4 protein-coding genes are annotated in these 3,343 nt (G+C 68.0%); all 4 read left to right on the top strand.

The window, feature by feature from the left end; all coding sequences use genetic code 11:
* Positions 1–933: preprotein translocase subunit SecY (gene secY / locus KBX34_RS32735; protein ID WP_210928941.1), on the top strand; the 933-nt coding region annotated here is incomplete at its 5' end.
* Positions 934–1,587 carry an adenylate kinase gene (locus KBX34_RS32730; RefSeq protein WP_088950228.1) on the top strand — a complete coding sequence of 218 codons (654 nt, stop codon included), beginning with the start codon at positions 934–936 and terminating at the stop codon, positions 1,585–1,587.
* An 87-nt stretch (positions 1,588–1,674) separates the two neighbouring features.
* Positions 1,675–2,526: a type I methionyl aminopeptidase gene (gene map / locus KBX34_RS32725; RefSeq protein WP_210928940.1), complete on the top strand. Its 852-nt coding sequence runs from the start codon at positions 1,675–1,677 to the stop codon at positions 2,524–2,526.
* A gap of 150 nt (positions 2,527–2,676) precedes the next feature.
* Complete coding sequence (locus tag KBX34_RS32720; RefSeq protein WP_210928939.1) at positions 2,677–3,222, top strand: DUF1707 domain-containing protein; 546 nt, start codon at positions 2,677–2,679, stop codon at positions 3,220–3,222.
* Positions 3,223–3,343: the final 121 nt, after the last annotated feature.

Genomic DNA, 3,343 nt, shown 5'->3' with positions numbered 1-3,343 from the left:
TTCGTGGCCCTGGCCCGCTCCGGGCAGCTGTTCCAGAACAAGTGCGACCAGTTCCCGATCATCCCCACCGGCACCGGCATCCCGGACTGGCTGACCCTGACCATCCTGGTGATGACGATGACCGCCGGCACCGGCATGGTCATGTGGCTCGGTGAGCTGATCACCGACCGCGGCGTCGGCAACGGCATGTCCGTCCTGATCTTCACCTCGATCGCGGCGCGGCTGCCCAGCGAGGGCTGGCAGATCAAGACCAGCAAGGGCTGGGACATGTTCGCCCTGGTCATCGCGCTGGTCCTGGTGGTCATCACCGCGGTCACCTTCATCGAGCAGGCGCAGCGCCGCATTCCGGTGCAGTACGCCAAGCGGATGATCGGCCGGCGGATGTACGGCGGCACCTCGACCTACATCCCGTTGAAGGTCAACCAGGCGGGTGTCATCCCGGTCATCTTCGGCTCGTCGCTGCTCTACCTGCCGCAGCTGGCCCTGCAGTTCTTCGATCAGACCGACCCGGGCAAGACCCAGGCGTGGATCCAGAACAACCTGGTCAACCCGAGCAGCCCGATCTACATCGCGGTCTACTTCCTGCTGATCATCTTCTTCACGTACTTCTACGTCTCGATCACGTTCAACCCGACCGAGGTCGCGGACAACATGAAGAAGTACGGCGGGTTCGTGCCGGGCATCCGCCCGGGCAAGCCGACCGCCGACTACCTGGACTTCATCCTCAGTCGGATCACCCTGCCGGGCGCGCTCTACCTGGGCGTCATCTCGATCCTGCCGAACTTCTTCTTCATCTGGCTGGACAACCAGCAGTACCAGAACTTCCCGTTCGGCGGCACCGCTGTGCTCATCATGGTCGGCGTCGGTCTGGAGACCGTTAAGCAGATCGAGAGCCAACTCATGCAGCGGAACTACGAAGGGTTCCTGCGGTAGATGAGACTCGTTCTGGTTGGCCCGCCGGGGGCGGGCAAGGGCACACAGGCCGAGTTCATCGCCGCGCACCTCTCGGTGCCGAAGATCTCGACCGGAGACATCTTCCGGTCGAACGTCACCCAGGGCACGCCGCTCGGGGTTGAGGCGAAGCGCTACATGGACGCGGGCGAGCTGGTTCCGGACGAGGTCACCATCAACATGGTCCGGGACCGGCTGGCCGAGCCCGACGCCAGCGAGGGTTTCCTTCTCGACGGTTTCCCGCGGACCACTCCGCAGGCGGCCGCTCTGGACAAGCTCCTCGCTGACCTGGGCACCGCGCTCGATCTGGTCCTGGAGCTGGTGGTCGACGACGACGAGGTGATCCGGCGGCTCTCCGGCCGGCGCACCTGCCGGGGTTGCGGCAAGATCTGGCACGTCGAGTTCGACGCCACGACCCGGCCCGGCATCTGTGACCGGTGCGGCGCCGAGCTGTTCCAGCGCGACGACGACAAGCCGGAGACGATCGCGACGCGGCTCCGCGAATACAGCGAGAAGACCGCACCCCTGGTCGACTACTACGGCGCTCAGGGCAAGCTGGTCGGGATCGACGCCACCGGCCCGGTGGAGGACGTGACCACCCGGGCCATCGACGCCCTGCGGTCGTACGGCGGCTGAGGTCCGGCCGGGCCACGGCGGATAGAGTGCGAACAGCGGGGTACGCGTTATGTGCCCCGCTGTTCGGCAACGAAAGGTAATCGCTCCATGCGTCGTCCCCAGCTGGACATCCAGCTGAAGACCCCTGACCAGATCGAGAAGATGCGGGCCGCCGGGCTGGTGGTCGCCGAGGCGCTTCGCCGGATGCGGGAGGCTGTCGCCCCCGGGGTGAGCACCGCCGATCTGGATGCCATCGCCGAGTCGACCATTCGCGAGGCAGGTGGCGTTCCGTCGTTCAAGGGCTACCACGGTTTCCCGGCGTCGATCTGTTCCTCGGTCAACGAGCAGATCGTGCATGCCATCCCGTCGCCGAAGCAGGTGCTCCAGGCCGGTGACCTGATCTCGATCGACTGCGGTGCGGTCCTGGACGGGTGGCACGGCGACTCTGCGATCACCGTCGGGGTCGGCGAGGTCGACCCGGCTCTGCTGAAGATGGCCGCGGTCGCCGAGGACGCGATGTGGGCCGGCATCGCCGCCGCCGCCCGCGGTGCGGCCAGCGGCAAGGGCCGACTCACCGACATCTCGCACGCGGTGGAGACCGCCGTCCGCAAGGGTGGCCGGTACGGCATCGTCGACGGCTACGGCGGGCACGGCATCGGCACTGAGATGCACCAGGACCCGCACGTGCTCAACCACGGTCGGCCGGGCAAGGGCCCACGCCTGGTCCCCGGCATGGCGGTGGCCATCGAGCCGATGATCACGATGGCGTCCCCGCGTACTGTCGAGTTGTCCGACGGGTGGACGGTGGTGACCCGCGACGGCTCGGTGGCGGCGCACGTCGAGCATTCGATGGCTCTGCTGCCGGACGGGGTCTGGGTGCTGACCGCGTTCGACGGCGGCCGGGCCCGCCTGGGCGACCTGGTGACCGCCCGCCAACCCGCTGCCTCCAAAACCCCCTGAAACCTCCCACCCCCAGGGCCTCAACCCCCGGCACCGCCCGTTGATCATGAAGTTGTGGTCACGACACGCCGGCGTCGGTGGCGATAACCTCATGATCGACCGAGCCCTGGGGTGGGGCATGACTGGCGTGACGGTGGCATGCTTGCCGGCATGGACGGGCGCGACGGGATGCGAGCCTCGGACTCGGACCGTACGGCGGTGGCCGACCGGTTACGGGTCGCCCTCAACGAGGGTCGGCTGGATCTGCACGAGTATGACGAGCGGTTGCAGCGTGCCTACGCCGCGCGCACGTACGCCGAGTTGGACGGGCTGCTGACCGACCTGCCGCCGGTTGCGCCGGTGGAGCGTTCGGCGCTGTCGCCGCTCACCCCGGCTGCCCCGCCGAGTGTCGGTGACCAGCCTGCCCCGGTGGCGCGCGGCGTCACGGCCCGCTGGCTGGCCGAGGTGTGGCTGCCGTACCTGAAGGTGATCGCCATCGTGGTGACCATCTGGGCGGTGACGTCACTGCTCAGCCAGGACCTGCTCTACTTCTGGCCGGCCTGGGTGGCGGGGCCGTGGGGCGCGGTGCTGGCGGTCCAGACGGTCACCGGGCTGGCCGGGGGAGAGCCAAGGCGCCAAGCGGTCAAGCGACAGCGCAAACGGGCAAAGCGCAAACCCCCCATCACCAACCCAGAAAACCCCCCGCCCACCCCCTGACCCCAACCCCAACCAACCCCCCTCCAGGCCCACACCCCGCCCGTCGATCATGAGGTTATCGCCGCCGGTCCCGGCGTGTCGTGACGCTAACTTCATGATCAACGGGGCTGGGGGTGGGGCC

This window comes from Micromonospora sp. M61 (genome assembly GCF_018070245.1).
Classification (GTDB): Bacteria; Actinomycetota; Actinomycetes; order Mycobacteriales; family Micromonosporaceae; genus Micromonospora; species Micromonospora zamorensis.
This window is presented reverse-complemented; position numbering and strand designations above follow the sequence as displayed.